Genomic DNA, 20,497 nt, shown 5'->3' with positions numbered 1-20,497 from the left:
AAAACCAGAAAATTAGGCCAATTTGTTTATTTACAAAATATTCAGATTTATTATGATATAAGAAAGGAGGCGAGATACATGGGCAAAGGAAGAATCAGAGTTGAGGAAGCAATTAAAGTACAAAGCAATGAGGAAATCTACAAGGCGGTTCTTATTGACAAAGATGTCAGGAAAAACGAAAAGTAAGTCTGCCGCGCCCAGCATCATAGCCTAAAGGAAACAGAAAACGAACTGTCATCAATCTGCTGATATCTCATCAGCAGTTTTTTTGTGTTTGGGCTTCTGCCAGGCACTCTGCCTGTACGATCGTAACCTTATAAATGAAACTAGTTTAGAAATACACCCGTCTAATGATAAAAGGAGTGAAGGTTGGGGATAAAAATGCCGTAGGAATAGTGGATGGTCTTTTTGAGGTGGGGAGGACCTTGTGATAGCCACTATACATAGATAAACGGAGGAATTCCGCCTATTCAGAAAAAACAGGGTAAATGGGCTCCAATAAACGGAGGATTTCCGTCTATAGAAAAGAAAAGCCTGAAAATGGGTGGATTTCAGCAGCTTAAGCGGAATTCATTCCCTTATTTTCTCTGAAAAACGGCCTATTTAAAAATTAACCGGAATTCTTCCGTTTATTTTTTTGAAGGATGGGGAGCCGACTTGTGAAATCTAAACGCACTAAACCCAAACTCTTCAGGACAATTTCAGAGGAATTATGCCAAAGCTCAGCAGAAAAAAGGCCTTCCGTACGAAAACTATAAGATGACTCTTCAGCTTGATTGAAGAATAAAATAAAAGTAGTATAATAATGTGTTATTGATAGTAAAAGGAGAGAAAAATTACATGTTTGAAAGGTATATATACTTGGATACCTTCTATTCTGTTGGCTTGGGTCTTGGTATCTTCCTATTATTTCTGGTGCTGCGAAAGCTGTTCACGAAGTATGTCTTCAGGCTGATTTTAAGAATTTCCAATAAAACGCCCACAATGTTTTTTACGAATACGCTGCTTGCGTATGAAAAGCCGCTGCGCTGGTTTTTTGTTATTACCGGGATGTATCTGGCCTACAGGACGTCATCTACTTTTGAAAATCAGAGTTTGTTTATTCAATCGCTTTACAAGTCTTCTATCGTGATTTTAATTGCATCAGGCTTGTATAACCTGACTTCGTCATCCTCCATACTCTTAAAAAGGGTAAATGATCGTTTTCAGCTTGAAATGGATGATATTCTTGTGCCGTTTCTGTCAAAGATGCTGCGCTTTGTCATCATTGCCATTACGTTCAGCATTATTGCACAGGAGTTTGAATATGATGTAAATGGATTTATTGCAGGACTTGGACTTGGTGGACTTGCATTTGCTCTCGCTGCAAAAGACACAATCGGTAACTTTTTCGGAGGGGTTATCATTATTACTGAAAAACCGTTTACGATTGGCGACTGGGTAAAAACGCCAAGTGTTGAAGGCATTGTGGAGGATATCACGTTTAGAAGCACGAAAATCAGAACGTTTCAGCAGGCAATTGTCACTGTCCCAAATTCAACTCTTTCAAATGAACCCATCATGAACTGGTCTAAAATGGGGAAAAGACAAATTACCTTCTCTGTCGGAGTCACTTATTCAACTTCCCGTGTTCAGCTCGAGAGAAGTGTAGACAGAATACGTGAGATGCTTCTGCGTCATGAAGATATTCATGATGAAGTGATTATGGTGAACTTTGATAAATTTGCAGACAGCAGCCTGGATATCTTTTTTAACTTTTTCACGAAAACGACAGTTTATGCTGAGTATTTGCGCGTAAAGCAGGACGTCAATTATCAGATTATGTCCATTTTGGAAGAAGAAGATGTTGCCTTTGCCTTTCCGAGTCAAACTCTTTATATCGAAGGTGCAGGAAAGCATGAGCTTATGCAGGAAAAACCAAAGGTTGAGGTTTAATAAAACAAATTGGAAGCATACCCCGGAAGTTAGAAGCATCTTCTATCTCTCCGGGGTATTTGTGTTGAATCACTTGTTCTTAATTGAGAAGGTAAGCTAATGGAACTGTTTTTCTTTAATCCCCTTGCCATAGAAAAAGCGGCATATTACAATCCTAAAAGTATTCTAGAAAAAAGGGGATTTAAGTACTTGAAATTGGAAAAAAATGAAAAAATGAGCATCTATAGTGGGATGGCTTCGACAATTTCTGTCACAGCTGTTTCTGCCTATATCCCATTATTTGCGATAGGAGTCCTAGGTGCTTCAAACCAGCAAGTAGGGCTGATTACTGCGCTGCCGTCGATTATTGGCATGATTGCTCTTATCCCGGGTGCTATCTGGCTGAACCGCTCTGCCAGCAAAAAAAACTTTACTGTTATTTCTACTTTAGCCGCGCGTTTTTTATTTATGCTGATCATGTTTGTTCCCTTCCTTGCCCCTGGCTATGCTGCTTGGGCGCTTCTGGCATTAATAGGATTATTAAATTTTCCGGGGACTTTGTCCTTGCTTTCCTGGCAGTCAATGATTGGAGATTTGGTGCCTGAGGAAAGGAGAGGACATTTCTTCAGCCTGCGTAACCGTCTTAACGCCGTAATGGCGCTTCTTATCACATTTGCCACTGGTTTCTTCCTTACTTACTATAATCAGAAATCTGCTTTTCCCTATCAGGTATTATTTATTGTGGGCTTTCTTTTTGCCTTAATAGAAGTTTACTATTTAATGAAACATAAAGAACCTCCCAAAACTATGGACGTGAAAGCAGCAAAAACAGCAGAGAGAGGTTTTTCCTTAGCGATCTTCCGATATAAGCCGTATGTGGCTTTTATTATTTGCGGCTTGTTATTTAACTTCGGAGCCCAAATGGCCTGGTCGCTTTTCAGCATTTTTCATATTCGGGAAGCGAACGCCACAGCTCTATGGTTGAGTCTTTTTACAGTAACGAATCAGCTGGCTCAAATTATCAGCATGAAATGGTGGGCAGGAGCTGCAGAAAAATGGGGCAACACAATGGTGCTGTTCGTGGCAGCTGCGGGAATGGCAACCGCTCCAATTCTGACAGTCATGTCTACCAATCTATTGTATCTGACAGGAATCAATTTATGGATCGGTCTGTTTGTTTCAGGAACCAATCTGCTTTTATTTAATCAGCTGTTAAAGGCTTCTCCAGAAAAAGACAGAACAACTTATATAGCAAATTATAATTTTCTGCTTGCCATTGTTGGCTTTATTGCTCCCCAGCTTGGTGTATTTCTGTTAAACCAGGTTGGAATGAATGCAGCAATGGGTATTATATCTATAGTCCGATTTATGGCAGGGCTGTCGTTTCTGGTTGTTGCACTGCGGATTGACCGCGGTTTAAGCATAAAACCGGCAGTCAGATCGTCATAGTCTATATGAATAGAAGAGGTGGCCAGCATGCTGAAAGAAAAAAGCATTGAAGAATTAATACTGAACGCCCGGAAAATTTCAGTTTTAACCGGTGCAGGGATCAGCACAGATTCAGGCATTGCTGATTTCAGGTCTACAGCGGGAATTTGGACTGAGGATCTATCAAGAATGGATGTAATCAGCCGTCCCTTTTTTGAATCTCAGCCGGAGACGTTCTGGCAGCATTATAAGGATATTTTTCAGACCAAACTTTCTTCTGATTATCAGCCCAACAGAGGACATGCCTTCCTGAAAGAGCTCGAGGATCAGGGGAAAGATATTCATATTTTCACGCAAAATGTTGATGGCCTTCATACGAAAGCCGGCAGTTCAAACGTGTATGAATTGCATGGAACTGTTCAGACGGCAACCTGTCCGGAATGTGAAAAGAAATATTCACTGGAATTTGTGAATCGTTTTGAGGTGCCAGCCTGTGAGGGGGAAAAGAGCGAAGGGGTGCCATGTGAGGCAGTATTAAAGCCTGATGTTGTTCTGTTTGGCGATGTGGTGCATCATTTTTCAGAGATGTACACGCATGTCAATGAATCAGATTTGTTTCTGGTCATGGGCACTTCGCTTGAAGTCTATCCTGTGAATCAGGTTGTAAAAGATTTTCAATTCAGGACAGATATGATCAAGGTGCTGGTGAACAAAGAGCCTACCAAGATGGACTATCTTTTTGATTATACATTTCACTCGCCAATTGGAGAATTGGTGGAAAAACTGAAAAGTTGATGAATGATTTGTTGTAAAAGAAGCCAGCTGCATTTGTGTAAAGGGTTCCGTTTGGTGCTTTATCAATAAATGACATAAGAAATGACGTGTGAAGTGGCACACGTCATTTTCTTTGTTTATTAAGGTTTTTAACCTATTGCACCGTTTTTGACAAAGTAAATGACATTATATTTTATAAAGTACAATATCTGTTGTACCATCAAAATATATAATGTCAAAATAGTTGGCAATTTTCAACGTCATTTGTCCCTGCGGGAATATTTGTTCCTATTCCACTAACGGGACAGGTTAGTTTAATTAGATATAAAGAGAAGGTTATTGGAGGTATATATATTATGAGTACTTTTGTTTATATGGTGAGACACGGTGAATCGCCAAAAGAAGGAAATGAAAAAGCCAAGGGGTTAACCAAAAAAGGTTATTTAGATGCTAAACGAGTGGCTGGCATTTTGAAAGATAAAGAAATTGATGTAGTTGTTTCAAGTCCATACATACGCTCAATTTTAACTGTAGAACAGATTGCTCAACAAAATGGGGAGGAAGTTTTGGTTTTTGAAGATTTAAAAGAGAGGATATTCTCTTCTGGAAACAATCGAGTATCAGATGAAGAACTGGTCCCACTTTTGAAAAAGTCATTTTCTGAACCAAGTTTCTCTTTAGAAGGAGGAGAATCAAATGCTGATTGTCAAAAAAGAGCTATAAAGGTCTTAAGAGAACTATTAGAAACTTATAGAGATAAAAAACTAGTGATAGGTACTCACGGGGCTGTTATGACATTAATGATGAGTTATTTCGATAGCATTTATGACTTGGATTTTTTATATGGCACATCAAAACCTGATATTTATAGAATGGAATTCAATGAACAGAAATTAGTGAATGTACAAAGGCTTTGGAGTGTAAATATTGTCGTTAATTAATAAAATCTATTTTTATTATTCAACTAACGGGGAGCGTTTCTTCAAAAGGAAAATCATTCATATGAGAAAAGATCTATAGTAATGATCTTTAAAGAAAGGGGTACAAATCATGCTTAAGATCAAACAAATTACACCTGCGGAACTCTTTTCAAATCGCAATCATCTTGATGATTATTTAAAGGAAGAATTCGGTGGTTTGGTATCCGAGAAAACCTGGATAACTGATTGGGAATAACTGGTTCAACGATTTCAATTAAATAAATTTAAAGAACTAAATGAAACCGAAATAATGAGCCTAATATGGGATACAGATGAAATAAAAGCGATAATAGAAGAAACATTTCTAACCGTTTCTGGTTATTTAACTTTTAACAAAATGCGTATTACAGTTGTACCTGCCTTGCCTAATCCATTCTTCAAAGAGTTTCCACAGTCGATGTGGACCAATGCCTTTACAAATGGTACTGGCAACATAATCAGTGCAATTCCACCTCAACCAGACATCGACTTTTTTCAATATTTACTCGCTCACGAATGCCATCACGCAAGCCCAGAAAATCCAATATATAACTTATCCTTAAATACATTTACACTTGAAGAATGGTATAAGATGGAGGGGACAGCAGAGTATTTTAGCCTATCACTATATAAAGATAAGAGATGGTGGAAGGACAACCTTTCATATGAGGAAGAATTAAGATATTGGAATGAATGCAAGAATCACTTTAAATCGGTAGACGATATAATAAAGAGTCCTTTATGCTTTGGGAATCGTAAGAAAGGAATTCCAGTTTTTGCTGGATATCTATTCGGTTTGAAACTTGTTTCGAATTATGTGTCATCTAAACAAACGAAGAATATAAGAGAGCTTTTTAAGGTTGAACCTGCTGAGTATATCGAATGTTATGAGAGAAACTTCTTAGTTAACTAACGGGAGCATTCCTTCAATAAGGAGTGCTTTTTTCTTTGTCCAACAAAAGGAAATTAATGTTAAACTAAAGGGGCAGGTTAGTGGTTTTAATAACCAATGAAGTACTGGGAGTGTAAATAATGTTTTTTAATATTGTGGATGAGGATATTACATTAAAATTATTAACCAATAAAAATGCTGGTCAACTATTCAATATTATAGATAAAAATCGTGAGTTTTTAAAAGAATGGCTGCCATGGATTGACAGTAAAAAAACTGTTGAAGATATTCAAAGTTCAATTGACAAATGGGGAAATAAATACATATCCAATACTGCAATTAATGCTGGAATCTTCTTTAAAGGAGAACTAGTAGGAATGGTGGCTTTTCCAGAAATAGATTGGCAGGGAAAGAAAACAAGTTTTGGGTATTGGTTATCACCTGGTTTTGAAGGGAAGGGCATAGTAATAAGATGTGTAGAAAATTTAACAGATTATGCCTTTAATACATTAAATTTAAATCGAATTGAAATAAGCTGTGCAGAAGATAATTTAAGAAGTAGGGCATTACCCGAAAAACTTGGTTTCATAAAGGAAGGAATTTTACGTGATAATTACTACTTGAATGGTTATTTACATAATTTGATTGTTTACAGTTTATTAAAAAGTGATTGGGAAAAAGCCAAGTATAGTTAGTGCGTGAACAATTACACTTGAACTAACGGGTAGCTTTAGTTAAAGAAGGACCGGCATTTATAACAAAGAAAACTCGCCAACTTTAGGGCGAGTTTTGCTTTTTTATATGCTACTTGAAGCGTCAAAAGGCTTGTCATTTTGGTGCTAATTTTTAGAAAAGCACCTCAAAATTGAACCCTTTAGCATTTGTGCAGCTGGCTTTCCTTATTAAAGATCATCAAAACCGTTATCAACATGATTCACTTTTGTGTACTGCCTTGATTTTTGCTCAAAAAAATCAGACTTCCCTGAATCAACATCTTCATATGCTTTGATCCATTTGAACGGATTGCTTCTGTTCTGTTCAAAAGGACGGTCAAACCCAAGCTGATTGCATCGGACGTTCGCATAAAATTTAATATAATCCTCGAGATCTTCCTGGTGAATGCCGTCAATTTTGTTCCCGATGATTTCCCTGCCCCACTGTATCTCCAGCTCGGCAGCCTTTTTAAAAGTTTCCTTTACAAAACCGGCCAGCTCCGGTGTATTATACTGGGGGTTTTCTGCGAGAATTTCTTTAAAAATTTTCACAAATAAATCAACGTGAAGCTGCTCATCTCTGTTAATATAATTGATCATTGTGCTCGTTGACACCATTTTTTGATTGCGGGCAAGATTGTAAAAGAAAGCAAATCCTGAGTAAAAGAACAATCCTTCTAAAATAACATCATACACAATGGACTTTAACAGATTGTCGGGGGATGGATTTTCCGCAAAATCTATATAACCGTTCGTGACAAATTTATTTCGTTCTAGAAGGGTGGGTTCTTGTCTCCAATATTCAAACACTTCGTCCTGCGTGTTCTTCGGCACGAGGCTTGAAAGTACATAAGAATAGGAGTGATTATGGATTACTTCCTGCTGGGCAAGGATGATCATCAGAGCATTGATGCTGGAATCTGTTATATAATCTGCGACTTTGCCTGCATAATCGGTCTGAACACTGTCCAGCAGGGCAAGCAGTCCAATAATTTTCAAAAAGGCGTCCTTTTCGTCCTGAGAAAGCTCCGAAAACTGTTTTACATCCTGTGACATGTTGATTTCAAATGGTGTCCAAAAATTGGCGAGCATTCTCTTGTATTTGGTGAAAGCCCAGGGATGAGCAATGTCATCCCAATTCAAGATGTTAGAGCTGCTTCCATTAATAATGCCGGTCGATCTGTTTGGTGCGTTTGGATCAATGAGAAGCCGGGCTGTTAACTGCTGTTCTGACATTCTTTTTCGCTCCTTTAGCTGGCGCAGGAATCGCATTCTTCAAGTGAAGAAGAAGTTGACCTTACGTAATAGGTAGTTTTTAAATCATTTTTCCAAGCCTCTATATGCAGTTGAAGGAGCTCCTTGGCTTTAATAGAGTTCATCACATAAAAGTTAAAGGAAATGGATTGGTCTATATAGCGCTGCCGTGCCGCGTTCTGGCGGATGCTCCACTGCTGATCGATGAAATAGGCAGATTTGTAGTACCATGTTGTATCACTGTTTAAGTCCGGGGCAGTGACCGGGATTTTATAATCTTTCTTTTCCTCGGAATACACCTTTTGAAAGATTGGATCAATGCTGGCCGTGCTGCCTGCAATAATGGAGGTTGAAGCATTCGGCGCGACAGCCATTAAATAGCCGTTCCGGATGCCGTGCTTCATCACATCCCTGCTGAGGCCTTCCCAGTCAACTCTGGAAGAATCATAGCTGCGTTTGCTGAAGTAGGTTCCTGCAGCCCAGTCTGAGCCTTCAAAGCCGGGGTAGGCACCTTTTTCTTTGCTGAGCTCCATGCTTGAAAAAATCGTATAGAAGGCAATCTTTTCATACAGCTCGTCTGCAAAGCTGACCGCTTCCTCGCTTTCCCATTTGATCTGCTTTAAAGCCAGCAAATGATGATAGCCAAAGGTGCCAAGTCCGACCGCACGATATTTGCGGTTTGTCATCTTTGCCTGGAGAACTGGTATATCATTTAAATCGATAACATTATCAAGCATTCTGACCTGTATGCTGATCAGTCTTTCCAGCACATCATCACTTACTGCCTTAGCAAGATTAATAGACGAGAGGTTGCACACCACAAAATCTCCGGGTGTTTTGACAGTAATGATTTTTCCATCCTCTGTGTACTGCTCATCCACTGTAGTGGGGCTTTGATTTTGTGTAATTTCCGTACAAAGATTGCTGCAGTATATCATTCCCAGGTGGCTGTTGGGATTTTTCCTGTTCACTTCATCTCTGTAAAACATATAAGGAGTACCTGCCTCAAGCTGGCTGATCATGATTCTTTTCATGATGTCAATTGCAGGAACACTCTCTCTGCTCAGCTCCTCGTTATGAACACACTCCATGTAACGCTTGCGGAAGGAGCCGTTCCCTTTTTCCTCGTCATAATAATCTTCAAGGCTGTAGCCCATCTTTGTCCGAACTTCATGAGGGTCAAATAAGTGCCAGTCCTCTCTGCGTTCAACGGCTTCCATAAAAATGTCGGGAATGGAGACACCTGTAAAAAGATCGTGCGTACGCAGGCGCTCGTCTCCATTGTTAAGCTTGGAATCCAGGAAGGAAAAGATATCTTTGTGCCACACATCAAGGTAGACAGCGACAGCACCTTTCCGCTGCCCCAGCTGATCAACGCTCACCGCTGTGTTGTTCAGCTGTTTCATCCAAGGAAGCACTCCGGAAGAAACGCCTTTGTAGCCTCTGATGTCGCTTCCCCTGCTGCGGATTTTTCCCAAATAAACGCCAATGCCTCCACCGCTTTTTGAGAGATTTGCAATGTCTGTGTTACTGTCAAAAATACCTTGAAGGCTGTCATCAATCGTGTCGATGAAGCAGCTTGACAGCTGTCCCACAGATTTGCCGGCATTGGAGAGAGTCGGCGTTGCAACCGTCATATAGAGGCTGGAAAGTGCCCAGTATGCCTCTTCAACGAGTTTGAGCCTGTGGTCCGGAAGCTCCTTTGCCATCAGGGTCATACTAATAATCATAAAACGCTCCTGCGGAAGCTCATACACTTGTTTATCGTAATTGCGGGCCAAATATCTGTCAGCTAGTGTTCTCAGCCCAACGTATGTAAATAATTTATCTCTTTGAGGCTGTATGATTGTTTCAAGATAAGAAATCTCTTCTCTTGTATAGGCTTCAAGCAGGTTTGTGCTGTAAATGCCGATTTCAGCCAAATTGCTGATCAATTCATAAAAAGATCCATATTTATGCTCTGCAGGATAGTTCCTGGCCGCTGCAGCATCCTTGTATAAATAGTGGAGATAGATGCGTGAGCAAAAGAACGTCCACTGCGGTTCATATTCTGAAATATTGGAAAGCCCCTCGAGAATCAGCAGGTTTGCCAGCTGCTTATCATTTTCATAATCTTTTTGCTGAAGAGCGTTTTGAATTCTTTCCGTATACTCTTCAATTTGCACTGCTTCCAGTCCCTCAGCGGCATCAGCTATAATAGAAAGCACTTCTGTTAATCGGTTATTGTCCAGCACTGAGCTGTTATTCATGTTCAACATCCCTTTCCGTAAATTAAAAAAATCCACTCCTTATTGAGCGGATCAAACGATAGTCGAAAAGGTCAAAAACACGCCTTTTATCCCCATCGTTTCATCTCCTCAACCCCCGAAGAATTCGAAACATCTTTTAAAACAAAGGCAGGTCTCCTGACTTGTGTCTTCCTACTATGAGTCCTTCCCGTACAGTTCGTACAGTGGTTTATCTCAGTTCGATACACTTACAGTTGCGGGGACAGTTCTGGTCTTTCACCAAATTCCCTATTAAGCTGAAAGCACCTTTGTTATGATGGTTATTACAATATATAGTATTTATTTTTATGTATAAAAACAAGATGTTGTGTTTTTCTATAAATCTATCATATAAGACAGCTACCCGTAATTCAACAAAAAATAACCAATTGTCGAATTTTATCGCATTATCAAAGAAAATGCTAAATGTTTTTCCGTTCTCTTTTTGCGTTTACCAGCAGCTGACAGCATTTCTCTCCTGCATGCAGCAAAAGTTATGCTAAGATGGGATATACATGTATATAGATACTAAAAGAGGGGAGAGCTGACGGCATTGATTATTTTACAAAATGGAGTATTTAAGGAACGTGAAGAAGCGTATTTGGATTTGGATGACAGAGGCTGTCAATTTGGTGACGGTGTTTATGAGGTTGTTGGAGTTTATGAAGGTGCTTTTTTTACCCTTGATGAACATTTGGAGCGTCTTGAACGAAGTTCACGTGAAATTCGATTAGTGCTTCCTTTATCCATTGAAGAGCTAAAACAGTCACTGTCAGAACTGGCGGAAAAAAACGGGCTGGAAAACGGTTCAGTATACATACAGGTTACAAGGGGAGCGTGTGCCCGCAATCATGCTTTTCCTGACAGCTCTGTTCGTGCTGAGTGGCTGGCTTATCCAATGAACCCGAGAAAGCCTTCGCTGGAACAGCTTCATGGTGTTGGTCTGAAGACATCTGAAGATATGAGATGGCTTCGCTGCGATATCAAAAGCTTGAACCTGCTTGGCAACGTGATGGCTAAACAGGAGGCACTCGAAAATGGCTGTTATGAAGCCCTTCTTCACAGAAACGGCATGATTACAGAGGGGGCATCCACCAACTTTTATGTCATTAAAGATGGAGCGGTATACACACACCCGGCAAATAACCTCATATTAAACGGCATTACAAGAATGAAAATAAAGGAAATTTGTAACAATGAAAACATTCCTTTCTATGAACAGCCCTTTCAGCTAGGAAATCTGAAAGAAGCCGATGAAGCGTTTATTACATCTACAACAATTGAAATAGTACCGGTTAAGCTGGTGGATCATCAAATTATCGGCAGCGGTGTTCCCGGAAGCTTGACAAGAAAGCTGCAGGAGCTTTTTAAACAGGAAATACAGAAAGAGAAAAGCGTGCACAAATAGATAAAAGCAGGCGAAGGATAACGGGTTGAGTTGAGAGATGCAACCGTCATAGTTCCTAACAATAATAGCAAGCATTAGAAAAAGCAATGGAATATTCCATCGCTTTTTTTTTATCTCTAGGTAAAATATCACATCTATCCCTCTTGTTTGTAAGTGATTTTCAATATAACTGACATTTCACCAGCATCGTTTCTAGAAAAAAATAGTGCTTGAGTATGATGATTCAACTGCTCCTATTCCTTGTTTTTTTTGAATAAAAATAAGTTTCAAGAACAACATATGATTAAAAGGTGGTGGTATTGTTGAATCGTAATAATAATCTGTTAGGTGTAGGAATTATTGCAATCCTTTTAACAACTATATATACTGCAATTTTAACTTCACTACTTATGAAAACTAAAGAGCGGGTTGATTTTATTTATTATAAGGAACGTACAAATAAAGACGCATAGACCTGGCGATGACACTATCGCCTTTTTCCATTTTGCAATAGTTAAGCCAGCATTTCTTTGTTATGCGTTTCAAGTATAAAGTGAGGTATACTGCTTTTTTGTAATCTCTGTAACCAATTTACCTTAAATTTTACATGTATTTTCAAAAATAAGTCCGCACTAAACGAACCACCTCAAGTAAATCATCGCCTACTATCAGATTGTTTAGTTCGTACCTTACCCCTCATGCTGATTATATTTAAACCTTGATGTTATTAATTAGTTGTATAACACCGTTCAAAGAAAATTCAGCCCGTTTTCCCGAAAAGTTCTCCCCAATTTCCCTATACAAAGAGGGGAGAAAATCTCTTTTGCTATTTTACTACTGCTGATTTCGCTGAAAGTCGCCGGCGGGCTGAGAAGCTGAACGACGTTTGTCTGGCAGAAAGCCAAACAAGATAGAAAATAGGGGTGCCGTGTATAGAAAGATTGCATAGGGCAGATAGTCTATTACGCTGACCCCGAGTGATTGTGAAAAAAAGGCCCCGCTGACTCCCCATGGAATCAGGGGATTCATGAGAGTTCCTGCATCTTCAAGGCTTCTGGACAGAAACTTTTTGTCTACGGAAAGTTTGTCATATACAGGCAGCAGCGATTGTCCCGGAATCAGGATGGATAGATATTGTTCACCTGTTACAAGGTTAACTCCAAAAGCGGAAGCTACGGTGGCAAGCACCAGCTTTCCTTTTGTTTGTATGCCTAGAATCAATCCATTCATCAGAGAGCGAATCACTCCGAGCTGTTCCATCAAGCCCCCCAGTCCAAAAGCGATTAAAATTAAAGAAATTGACCACATCATAGATTGCAGGCCGCCACGGTTGAGAATGGACGCTGCCTGCTCTGTTTGTACGTCAAATGCTGTCCCGTTTTGCAAAACTGTTAAAAATTCTGCAAGACTTGTGTCAGGCTGAAGCAGCCAGCCTGTAATCCCTGCAGTTACGATTCCTGCCAAAAGAGAAGGGATAACAGGTTTTCTTAAGACTGCCAGAACAATGACTGCAAGCGGTGAAAGCAATGTGAGCAGGCTGATATTGACTGTTTCCTGAATCGCATTTGAAATGATTGCAAGATTCTCTGTGCTGGCATTTGATAAGTCAAAGGAGCTTCCTGCATAGAAAAAAACTGCGAAAGACAAAAGATAGCTCGGAATGGTTGTTTTTGACATATGTTTAATATGGCTGAAAATATCAACACCGGCCACTCCTGATGCAAAATTAGTTGTATCTGACATTGGTGACATTTTGTCCCCAAAGCAAGCTCCGCAAATCACTGCTCCCGCTGCCCATTCAAGCGGTACCCCGGAAGCTGCAGCTACACCCATCAGTGCAATGCCGACAGTGCTGATTGTAGTGAAAGCACTTCCTATAAGAGAAGAAATCAACGTACAGCCGATCAGGGCAGTAATCAAAAGATAAGATGGATGAATTATTTCAAGAGAATACACAATGACAGTGGGAATAGTTCCGCTATATAGCCAGGCTGCGATCAGCATTCCAATGACAGCCAGGAGTATAAAAGGCTGTACGCCCTTTGAAATTCCTGAAACAATGCCCTGCTCAATATTCTTCCAGCTGTATTTTTTAAAGAGTCCGGCAATTCCAAGCCCTGCCAGACAGATCAGGAGAGGAAGGTGCGGCTCTGTTTTTAAGTAAAACAAGCTCCCGAAAATAATGATGATAAATCCAATCAGTATGATGACAGATTCTAAAAATGAAAAGCCTGTTTTAGATTGTTGTAGATTCATAGTCTCAGATGTCTCCTTTATCACTTAAACGCTTTTTTGCTTTTATGTGTAAAAGTATATAGCAGAAGAGAAGGGTTAGTCAAGGTACATAAAGCTATAAGGTTCAGTAGCGTAGAAAGAAACTGAATTGCGGAGAGTACCCTAGTTGTTAAATTCTGTTGATGATTGATAGGACTAAACAATGCGGCAAGGGGGCTTGAAGGATGGACAACAAAGAACCTCCAATCACCATGATTATTTAGCGTAGCTAAAAAAGAAGAGAGCAAGCGGCTCCCTTTGATATTAGCCGCTGCTCTCTTATATGGAATTTGACAATTCTTTTAACTGATCTGATGTATCGGCGATTTCACTCATGGCATTTGAAATGTTTCCCATTGATTCTGTAAATCGTGATAAGTCACCCTGAAGCGTGTGACTCTGCCCAGTGTTCACACTCATTAAGTCAGTAATGGAATGAAAAAATGAGTGAATTCCGCTCATTTGGTCGGCACTTACAGTTGTCAGTTTGTTTACTTCTGAGATGGAGACGGACATCTGCTGAGTTTGTTTATGAATATCATCAATTAATGCGGATACGCCCTGTACGGAATGCTTTGTTTCTTCAGCAAGTTTTCTGACTTCGCTTGCCACTACCGAGAAGCCCTTGCCGTATTCCCCGGCCCTTGCCGATTCAATGGCTGCATTTAATGCCAGCAGGTTTGTTTGTTCTGCAATAGATGTAACAATGGAAACCACGTCTGTTATTTTTCCGGAAGTTTGCTGAAGCTGCTTCATTTTTTGTGAAATCTCACCGGATCTATCTTTGATCAACAGCATAGCTTGTGATTGATCATCAATATCCCTTTTTCCATTGGCTGCCTGGTTCTCGGCTGATGCAGCTGTTTCCCGCTGAGAATAAGAATATTGAGCAATCTCTTTCGTCTGTGCATAAATTTCCTGAAGGGCAGCGTTGGTTTGTTCTGAAATGGCCGCCAGTGTATTCGCAGTTTCATTCACCCTGCTGATGACCATTTTCTTCTGCTCTTCTGCTTTCATTTCAATCGCTTTATATTCAGCATCATAAGCCTCCAGCACAATTTGCTGTTCAAGGTTCATCATTTTGCTGATTGCTCCTGTTGCTTCCAGCACAGTGCCTGTGTCTTCAATATGCTCTGAAAGGGCAGCATGCAAAGACGCCTGCAGCTGATGAAATGCGCACATATACCACTTTGCCTCAAGGCCGATTCTTACATGAATGACAGCAATTCTTCGGATGCGCTCGATATCCTGATCAGTTAACGTACCTTGAAACATTTTTAAAATATGATTGCTTAAAGTCTGTTTCAGTCTGTCAACTGAGCTGTGAGAATTGATTACAGACAGCAGATTCCTTTCAGAAACAATGACAGAATAAAATGCAGCCACTATTGCATCAAGGTTTTTCTCAATGATTGGCTGAATACTATTTAAAATAGCAAGGTCCTTTGTCGTGACAGACAGCATATTCAGCTGCACAAGCAGATTTTTGTCCGTTACACTCAATACAATATCGGCTGTCACTTCAGTACTTGAAATATTCGATCCTGCCATTTTCGTTTTTTGGTTTCTTTTGAAAATCCCCATTTTATAAGCTCCTTAGGAAATGATAACTATACCTCTTGTATCGGCGCCTGCAGGAACAATGTTTATAGAGGGATAGCTTTCACTAAAACTCAGTGGGGAATGCGGTTATCTGACTCCACAGAAAAGGCTGTTGAAATTATTCAACAGCCTTTTCACTATTTTGCTATTAATACAGGAATGTTTGAGCGGTGTGAAACTTTTTCACTGACACTTCCGAAGATCATTCGCTTTAAACCGCTGATATCACGGCTTCCCATAATGATCAAATCTGCGTTTACTTCATTAGCATAGGAAGGCAGAACATCGGAAGGATCACCCTCAATAATTTTGATATCTCCTGCACAATTGTTTTCTTCCAGAATCATTCTTGCCTCACTGACAACCTCACTGGAACTGTCATCATGAACAAGAGGCCTGCTTGGATTGTTGCCGTTGTTTTCTTGCGGGTATATGTTTGAACCTACATCCACACTGGAGCGGATGGGATAACTTTGCAGGTTGTCAGCGAGATAGCCGTTTGGCGGAAGCGGGCTGATAGGTTCCTCCATGGGATTGGCGGCAGAATCTTTATGAACATGCACCACCGATAAATGAGCTTCAAGCTGTTTGCTTAAGTCTATTCCAAGCTTTAGCGCCTGCTTGCTGTCAACATTTCCATCATAGGCAACCATAAGGTGTTTGACGGGATTCATGGTTATTCATCCTTTCCATTCTATTTGTATATATATTACCCGCTGGCTGAACTTTCAATCTATAAAACTTAAAGAAGAAGAAGGGTTAAAAAAGGCTGCTGGAGGGTAAATACAAAAGGTTAATCATAAATTTTATTTGTTTGGAGGTAGCCATGAACAGAAGCGAAAGGAAAGCAAGGAATAAGAAAAGATTTCCTTGGAAGCTGCTATCAACTTTATTTATATTCATTTTATTGGTGACAGGCTTGCTTTTCATGATGCAGGAGAGAATGATAGCTTCACAGGATATTACTGAATTGGAGCAGGACGTCTATCAGCCTACTGTCATTTATGGCAAGGAAGGCGAGGTTGCCAGCAAAATTGCTACCCGTGCTGCGGAATGGGTGGATATTAAAGATGTGCCACAGCACTTTATCGATGCCCTTGTGGCAACAGAAGATCAAAACTTTTATAAGCATGAAGGAATTGACTTTTCAGGGATTGCCCGGGCTGCTGTACGGAATGTCCAGGCTGGAAATGTTGTTGAAGGAGGCAGCACACTGACGCAGCAGCTTGCGAAAAATGCCCTCCTCACACAGGATCAAACGTTTCAAAGGAAAATTGATGAATATTTTATTGCCCAGAAAATAGAAAGAGAATATTCGAAAGAAGATATTCTTGAGCTGTATTTGAACAGAATTTACTATGGTGAAGGTGCCTGGGGCCTAAAAAGAGCTGCAGAGGTCTACTTTGGGAAAGAGCCGAAGGATTTAAGCCTTAGCGATTCGGCAGTTCTTACAGGACTGATTAAAGCACCTTCCTACTATTCTCCCGCAAAGGATCTTGAAAGGTCGCTGAGCAGAAGAAATACAGTGCTTGGCCTTATGGAGAGTCAAGGGTTTATTTCCAGCAGAGAGTCTGATGAGGCGAAAAATGAGGAAATAAAAGTGGAAGGCAAGCAGCTCGATCCTTATAAAGGAAGATTTCCTCATTATGTAGATCATATCTTTGATGAAGCCATGTCAAGGTACGGGCTGAGCCAGAATGAAATCTTGGCTGGCGGCTATCAAATATATACAGAGCTTGACCAGGACATTCAAAGTTCTCTGGAAGAAGTGTTCAAGCAGGATGAGCTTTTTCCTGAAGGAACGGAAGAACAGATTGTTCAAAGCGGAGCAGTGCTGCTTGATCCAGCAACAGGCGGTTTGAGAGCGCTGATTGGCGGAAGAGGAGAACACAGCTTCAGGCAGTTCAATCACGCAACACAGCTGAAAAGGCAGCCGGGATCCACAATGAAGCCAATAGCTGCTTATACTCCTGCACTGGAACAAGGTTTTGATATTTATTCAGAGCTGGAAGATGAGCCTCTTGATATCAACGGGTATCAGCCTAAAAATTTCGACAGGTCCTATCGCGGGAAAGTAACCATGTATGATGCGCTCATTCATTCCTACAATATTCCAGCAGTGTGGACATTAAATGAAATAGGCGTGGGAGCGGGAGTGAACGCTGTGGAACGATTCGGTATTCCGCTGACTGATAACGACAAAAATTTAAGCATAAGCCTTGGGGGACTGGACACTGGTGTTGCGCCCATTCATATGGCTGAGGCATTCTCTGTTTTTCCAAATGAAGGAAAAAGACAGAAAGCTCATGCCATCATTAGAATTGTTGACAGTGATGGGCAGCTTGTAGGTGAGTGGAATGAAGAAGAGACGCAAGTGACCAGTAAAGAAGTTGCTGAAAAAATCACCTTCATGCTGAAGGGAGTTACTGAAGAAGGAACAGGAAAAGCAGCAAGGCTGGGTGACCGTGATCTTGCTTTAAAAACAGGTTCAACCCAAATGCCTTCTGAAACCATTAATGGAACTAAAGATCAATGGGTCGTAGGGTACACGCCTAACCTGGTGGGCGCCCTTTGGCTTGGATATGACAAGACCGACGAAAACCATTATTTGAAAACAACAAGCGGTCAGGCCGCGGCTCCGGTATTCGGGGCAATCATGAAAAATGCCGTAGAGCATGTTGAAAAGGTAAATTTTGATCTTCCTGATTTTGAAAAAGAAAAGCGGAACAGCAAACCTAAAAAGCAGAAAAAGAAAGTGGACGAACAGCAGAAAAATGAAAAGAATGAGGAACAAAAGAGAAAAGAAGAAGAGAAGCGAAAGCAGGAAGAAGCGAAACAGCAAGAAGAGGCAAAAAAGAGGGAAGAAGAAGCGAAGCGTGATGAAGAAAAGCGCCTAGAGGAAGAAAAAAATCAGGAAGAAGAGCAAAAACGTCTGGAAGAGGAAGAAAGAAAGCAGCAGGAAGAAGAACAAAAACGTAAAGAAGAAGAAGAGAAGCGTAAACAGGAAGAAGAAGCAAAACGCAAAGAGGAAGAGCAGAAACGGATAGAGGAAGAAGCTAAGCGCAAGGAAGAAGAGGAGCGTAAGAAAAAAGAAGAAGAGGAACGAAAAAAGAAAGAAGAAGAAGAACGGAAAAAGAAGGAAGAAGAAAAACCGGCTGACCCGGAAGCAACACAGCAGTCCATTCCGGACGATACAGGGGATACGGAACAAAAACCCCAACAATAACAATTTGAAAAAGCGTGAGTTTCCTTCAGGAGCTCACGCTTTTTCAAATTGTTAATGCCAGAGAATAATGCATAATAATAGAAAAAGCAGTTTTGACCCAGCCTCATCTGTTTACGATACAAAAAGGGCAGAAAAAAAAGCTGCACTCTCTATCTGAGTCTGAGGCAGCGACAGCACCTGCGTATTTAGCGCACAACACAAAAAGCCGGCATAGCGCCAGCACAGGGGTTAGCAATTACAGCATGCTGATAATCCAGCCGATGACCACAATTGCGCCTACTACCATAAGTATTGTTCTTAGCATGGTTATGTCTCCTTTTTCTTCTTTTTTTTAGTGTTTGTTCATTCCCGGAATTTATACTTTTACCTTAACTGCCTGCTGCAGTGAGAATGCTTTGTACTGTTTTCTTTCTTTAAGTGAGCAAACTGCTTCCATTTTCTCTAGAACATCATCAGTCTGTTCGCCGTCTATAAGAGCTTTTAGTTCATAGTTATGACCTAAAGTAAGCAGGAAGGCAATCAAAGAAGGCAGCTTGGAAGCATCAACTACGTTCTTTTTTCCTGTAATAAAGTAAATTTTACCCTTGTAATTTTGTGCTAGTTCATTTAGTTGAATGATTTGTTCCATCCGTAAGCGCTTTTGAATTTGAAAAGTGCTTGTCAGCATTTTGTTGTTCATTACTAATTCCTCCGTATTTTTTATAAGTTCGTTTATGTTGTTAATAGACTTTACCTCCTATATTCCTCTTCAAAACAATAGTATTTAAAAACAGGCTTATAGTATTAAACGAAAGGAACTAAAAGGAAATGATTTCATATTAACTAGGTATGATGAACTAGGAGTTAGGGTTTTATATTTTCATAATTGATAATATTGTATATACTGAAAGAAGAGATACTATAGCGCAAAGGTGGACCTCATATGCTTGAAAAAGTAAAACTGCCGCTCTTTTTAGCAGCTGCTTCAGCCCAAGTGCTTGGAATTATTTTTTTGTTCATTTATATTCCACTGAGCATTGCTTTCTTTATTGCTTATGGTGTATTACTGTTCGCTCTGCTGGTTGTTTTTATTAAGCAGCGGATGCAGGAAAAAAAGGAGGATGATAATAATGATTATCGTGACTACTGATTTTGTACCAGGAAAAGAAATTAGGGAGCTTAAGGGGTTTGTAAAAGGAAGCACAGTACAGTCCAAAAATATTGGGAGAGATATTATGGCGGGGTTAAAAACAATCGTCGGCGGAGAGATCCGCGAGTACACGGATATGATGAATGAGGCAAGGCAAAAGGCCATCGGCAGAATGGTTGAAGATGCTGAAGCAAAAGGTGCAAACGCAATTGTGCAAGTCAGGCTTGAGACCTCTGCGGTTATGCAGAATGCCTCTGAAATCATTGCCTATGGAACGGCTGTGACTGTTGAGCAGGAGAATTCCTGAAAGTGGGAATTTTCACTATTTTCCAAATTTCCAATTGACAGCAGATTGGAAAAAATGTTAACCTTTACAGGAATCTAAACGAAGACAGAAGGAGGCGAGTGTGATGAAGAAGAGAAGAAACGTTGTAGCAAGAGCAAACTTCAAAACATACGTAACGCCTCCTTTTTCCAAATAAAATACTCTTCTGAATGCAGAAGGCTCTTTTATTAGGCATAGGTAGCTTACGTTATCTATGCCTATTGCTGTTAATTAGGCATATCGCTATAGCGGTGTGCCTTTTTATATTCCAGCAGGCTGATCAGCCTGACAAAAATGAAGGAGGAACAACATTATGTGGAATACAGAAGGCAAACAAGCAAACAGGCTCCAGG

19 protein-coding genes and 1 riboswitch are annotated in these 20,497 nt (G+C 40.3%); of the genes, 13 read left to right on the top strand and 6 right to left on the bottom strand.

Annotated features, from left to right (window positions below; genetic code table 11):
- Nucleotides 1-78: 78 nt before the first annotated feature.
- The 8 genes from GJU40_RS20685 to GJU40_RS04990 all read left to right on the top strand — a co-directional run bounded on the left by GJU40_RS20685 (nucleotide 79) and on the right by GJU40_RS04990 (nucleotide 6,662).
- Entirely contained in the window at nucleotides 79-186 is a 108-nt protein-coding gene (locus GJU40_RS20685; protein WP_170289333.1) for a YhdX family protein, read from the top strand.
- A gap of 654 nt (nucleotides 187-840) precedes the next feature.
- Complete coding sequence (locus tag GJU40_RS05015; RefSeq protein WP_154306654.1) at nucleotides 841-1,935, top strand: mechanosensitive ion channel family protein; 1,095 nt, start codon at nucleotides 841-843, stop codon at nucleotides 1,933-1,935.
- A gap of 189 nt (nucleotides 1,936-2,124) precedes the next feature.
- Nucleotides 2,125-3,363, top strand: coding sequence for an MFS transporter (locus GJU40_RS05010; RefSeq protein WP_154306653.1), 1,239 nt, complete (start codon nucleotides 2,125-2,127; stop codon nucleotides 3,361-3,363).
- Nucleotides 3,364-3,390: 27 nt separating this feature from the next.
- Nucleotides 3,391-4,137, top strand: a complete 747-nt coding sequence (locus GJU40_RS05005; protein WP_154306652.1) for an NAD-dependent protein deacylase — start codon at nucleotides 3,391-3,393, stop codon at nucleotides 4,135-4,137.
- A gap of 335 nt (nucleotides 4,138-4,472) precedes the next feature.
- Nucleotides 4,473-5,057: a histidine phosphatase family protein gene (locus GJU40_RS05000; RefSeq protein WP_154306651.1), complete on the top strand. Its 585-nt coding sequence runs from the start codon at nucleotides 4,473-4,475 to the stop codon at nucleotides 5,055-5,057.
- A gap of 109 nt (nucleotides 5,058-5,166) precedes the next feature.
- Nucleotides 5,167-5,292, top strand: coding sequence for a hypothetical protein (locus GJU40_RS21190; protein WP_281350664.1), 126 nt, complete (start codon nucleotides 5,167-5,169; stop codon nucleotides 5,290-5,292).
- A 54-nt stretch (nucleotides 5,293-5,346) separates the two neighbouring features.
- On the top strand, nucleotides 5,347-5,988 hold the full coding sequence (locus GJU40_RS04995; protein ID WP_246188271.1) for a DUF2268 domain-containing putative Zn-dependent protease: 642 nt from the start codon (nucleotides 5,347-5,349) through the stop codon (nucleotides 5,986-5,988).
- A gap of 119 nt (nucleotides 5,989-6,107) precedes the next feature.
- The gene (locus GJU40_RS04990) at nucleotides 6,108-6,662 is read left to right on the top strand and encodes a GNAT family N-acetyltransferase (RefSeq protein WP_154306650.1); all 555 of its coding nucleotides are present in this window, start codon (nucleotides 6,108-6,110) and stop codon (nucleotides 6,660-6,662) included.
- Between the two features lie 207 nt (nucleotides 6,663-6,869).
- Here GJU40_RS04990 and GJU40_RS04985 read toward each other — a convergent pair whose 3' ends face one another.
- Together GJU40_RS04985 and GJU40_RS04980 are read right to left on the bottom strand one after the other, a co-directional pair.
- The gene (locus tag GJU40_RS04985; protein ID WP_154306649.1) at nucleotides 6,870-7,916 is read right to left on the bottom strand and encodes a ribonucleotide-diphosphate reductase subunit beta; all 1,047 of its coding nucleotides are present in this window, start codon (nucleotides 7,914-7,916) and stop codon (nucleotides 6,870-6,872) included.
- A gap of 14 nt (nucleotides 7,917-7,930) precedes the next feature.
- Nucleotides 7,931-10,183, bottom strand: coding sequence for a ribonucleoside-diphosphate reductase subunit alpha (locus tag GJU40_RS04980; protein WP_425481198.1), 2,253 nt, complete (start codon nucleotides 10,181-10,183; stop codon nucleotides 7,931-7,933).
- Between the two features lie 129 nt (nucleotides 10,184-10,312).
- Nucleotides 10,313-10,487: riboswitch (cobalamin riboswitch) on the bottom strand.
- A 267-nt stretch (nucleotides 10,488-10,754) separates the two neighbouring features.
- Here GJU40_RS04980 and dat point away from each other — a divergent pair.
- Complete coding sequence (gene dat, locus GJU40_RS04975; protein ID WP_154306647.1) at nucleotides 10,755-11,609, top strand: D-amino-acid transaminase; 855 nt, start codon at nucleotides 10,755-10,757, stop codon at nucleotides 11,607-11,609.
- A 302-nt stretch (nucleotides 11,610-11,911) separates the two neighbouring features.
- Nucleotides 11,912-12,061 carry a hypothetical protein gene (locus GJU40_RS20680; protein ID WP_170289332.1) on the top strand — a complete coding sequence of 50 codons (150 nt, stop codon included), beginning with the start codon at nucleotides 11,912-11,914 and terminating at the stop codon, nucleotides 12,059-12,061.
- 361 nt (nucleotides 12,062-12,422) lie between these two features.
- Here the strand turns inward: GJU40_RS20680 and nhaC are convergent, their stop codons facing one another.
- The 3 genes from nhaC to GJU40_RS04960 all read right to left on the bottom strand — a co-directional run bounded on the left by nhaC (nucleotide 12,423) and on the right by GJU40_RS04960 (nucleotide 16,138).
- Nucleotides 12,423-13,844 (bottom strand): Na+/H+ antiporter NhaC, encoded by a 1,422-nt coding sequence (nhaC, locus tag GJU40_RS04970; protein ID WP_154306646.1) that lies wholly within the window; start codon nucleotides 13,842-13,844, stop codon nucleotides 12,423-12,425.
- A 297-nt stretch (nucleotides 13,845-14,141) separates the two neighbouring features.
- A complete protein-coding gene (locus GJU40_RS04965; protein ID WP_154306645.1) occupies nucleotides 14,142-15,446 on the bottom strand; it encodes a globin-coupled sensor protein in 1,305 nt (434 codons plus the stop codon).
- Between the two features lie 155 nt (nucleotides 15,447-15,601).
- Nucleotides 15,602-16,138: a universal stress protein gene (locus GJU40_RS04960; RefSeq protein ID WP_154306644.1), complete on the bottom strand. Its 537-nt coding sequence runs from the start codon at nucleotides 16,136-16,138 to the stop codon at nucleotides 15,602-15,604.
- Nucleotides 16,139-16,290: 152 nt separating this feature from the next.
- On the opposite strand from GJU40_RS04960, the gene GJU40_RS04955 reads away from it, so the two are divergent.
- Nucleotides 16,291-18,690 carry a transglycosylase domain-containing protein gene (locus GJU40_RS04955; RefSeq protein WP_154306643.1) on the top strand — a complete coding sequence of 800 codons (2,400 nt, stop codon included), beginning with the start codon at nucleotides 16,291-16,293 and terminating at the stop codon, nucleotides 18,688-18,690.
- Between the two features lie 355 nt (nucleotides 18,691-19,045).
- Here the strand turns inward: GJU40_RS04955 and GJU40_RS04950 are convergent, their stop codons facing one another.
- Entirely contained in the window at nucleotides 19,046-19,369 is a 324-nt protein-coding gene (locus GJU40_RS04950; RefSeq protein WP_154306642.1) for a hypothetical protein, read from the bottom strand.
- A 243-nt stretch (nucleotides 19,370-19,612) separates the two neighbouring features.
- On the opposite strand from GJU40_RS04950, the gene GJU40_RS04945 reads away from it, so the two are divergent.
- Together GJU40_RS04945 and GJU40_RS04940 are read left to right on the top strand one after the other, a co-directional pair.
- On the top strand, nucleotides 19,613-19,819 hold the full coding sequence (locus tag GJU40_RS04945) for a hypothetical protein (protein ID WP_154306641.1): 207 nt from the start codon (nucleotides 19,613-19,615) through the stop codon (nucleotides 19,817-19,819).
- Nucleotides 19,800-20,126, top strand: coding sequence for a YbjQ family protein (locus GJU40_RS04940; protein ID WP_154306640.1), 327 nt, complete (start codon nucleotides 19,800-19,802; stop codon nucleotides 20,124-20,126). Before GJU40_RS04945 ends, GJU40_RS04940 begins: the two co-directional genes overlap by 20 nt.
- The last annotated feature ends 371 nt before the right edge of the window (nucleotides 20,127-20,497 follow it).

Source organism: Metabacillus lacus, from assembly GCF_009674805.1.
GTDB lineage: Bacteria > Bacillota > Bacilli > Bacillales > Bacillaceae > Metabacillus_C > Metabacillus_C lacus.
Note: the sequence above shows the minus strand (reverse complement) of the source record. Positions and strands in the feature narration are given on the sequence as shown.

What these genes read in the sequence shown, in the direction of transcription:
- GJU40_RS20685 (WP_170289333.1), top strand. Translation starts at nt 79, where the DNA reads ATGGGCAAAGGAAGAATCAGAGTTGAGGAAGCAATTAAAGTACAAAGC.
- GJU40_RS05015 (WP_154306654.1), top strand. Translation starts at nt 841, where the DNA reads ATGTTTGAAAGGTATATATACTTGGATACCTTCTATTCTGTTGGCTTG.
- GJU40_RS05005 (WP_154306652.1), top strand. Translation starts at nt 3,391, where the DNA reads ATGCTGAAAGAAAAAAGCATTGAAGAATTAATACTGAACGCCCGGAAA.
- GJU40_RS05000 (WP_154306651.1), top strand. Translation starts at nt 4,473, where the DNA reads ATGAGTACTTTTGTTTATATGGTGAGACACGGTGAATCGCCAAAAGAA.
- GJU40_RS21190 (WP_281350664.1), top strand. Translation starts at nt 5,167, where the DNA reads ATGCTTAAGATCAAACAAATTACACCTGCGGAACTCTTTTCAAATCGC.
- GJU40_RS04995 (WP_246188271.1), top strand. Translation starts at nt 5,347, where the DNA reads ATGAGCCTAATATGGGATACAGATGAAATAAAAGCGATAATAGAAGAA.
- GJU40_RS04990 (WP_154306650.1), top strand. Translation starts at nt 6,108, where the DNA reads ATGTTTTTTAATATTGTGGATGAGGATATTACATTAAAATTATTAACC.
- GJU40_RS04985 (WP_154306649.1), bottom strand. Translation starts at nt 7,916, where the DNA reads ATGTCAGAACAGCAGTTAACAGCCCGGCTTCTCATTGATCCAAACGCA.
- GJU40_RS04980 (WP_425481198.1), bottom strand. Translation starts at nt 10,183, where the DNA reads ATGAATAACAGCTCAGTGCTGGACAATAACCGATTAACAGAAGTGCTT.
- nhaC (WP_154306646.1), bottom strand. Translation starts at nt 13,844, where the DNA reads ATGAATCTACAACAATCTAAAACAGGCTTTTCATTTTTAGAATCTGTC.
- GJU40_RS04965 (WP_154306645.1), bottom strand. Translation starts at nt 15,446, where the DNA reads ATGGGGATTTTCAAAAGAAACCAAAAAACGAAAATGGCAGGATCGAAT.
- GJU40_RS04960 (WP_154306644.1), bottom strand. Translation starts at nt 16,138, where the DNA reads ATGAATCCCGTCAAACACCTTATGGTTGCCTATGATGGAAATGTTGAC.
- GJU40_RS04955 (WP_154306643.1), top strand. Translation starts at nt 16,291, where the DNA reads ATGAACAGAAGCGAAAGGAAAGCAAGGAATAAGAAAAGATTTCCTTGG.
- GJU40_RS04950 (WP_154306642.1), bottom strand. Translation starts at nt 19,369, where the DNA reads ATGAACAACAAAATGCTGACAAGCACTTTTCAAATTCAAAAGCGCTTA.
- GJU40_RS04945 (WP_154306641.1), top strand. Translation starts at nt 19,613, where the DNA reads ATGCTTGAAAAAGTAAAACTGCCGCTCTTTTTAGCAGCTGCTTCAGCC.
- GJU40_RS04940 (WP_154306640.1), top strand. Translation starts at nt 19,800, where the DNA reads ATGATTATCGTGACTACTGATTTTGTACCAGGAAAAGAAATTAGGGAG.